The sequence below is a fragment of the Bacteroides sp. 51 genome, assembly GCF_010500965.1.
Taxonomy (GTDB): Bacteria; Bacteroidota; Bacteroidia; order Bacteroidales; family Bacteroidaceae; genus Bacteroides.
The window spans coordinates 1-247 of the sequence record NZ_QVMI01000217.1 but is presented as its reverse complement, the minus strand read 5'-3'; the positions used below and the strand labels follow the sequence as shown (position 1 = coordinate 247).

The following is a 247-nucleotide window of genomic DNA, read 5'->3' as shown; positions in this document are numbered from 1 at the left end:
GTCCGGCCAAGCAGACGACACAAACAGCATCACAGGACGTTCCCGCCAAAACCACGGCCGCAGACGGCCTCACTGCGGCTGTGGTCTCCACACCATCCGTGGCGTCCACATCATCCGCGGCGACCGCGGCGACCGCCGCGACCAAAACGGTCGTCACGACCGCGGGCGTGAAGGAGGGGACGGCTTATTTGGACTATGTGCAAGGGGGTAGTGGGATTGATTATGACTTTGGTGATAATGCCCGTGA

The 247-nt window shown here is 61.5% G+C and carries 1 protein-coding gene; it reads left to right on the top strand.

Translation table 11 applies throughout. The features are described 5' to 3' along the window. On the top strand, positions 1-247 hold a 247-nt coding region (locus D0T87_RS24415; RefSeq protein WP_203558797.1), incomplete at both ends, for a hypothetical protein.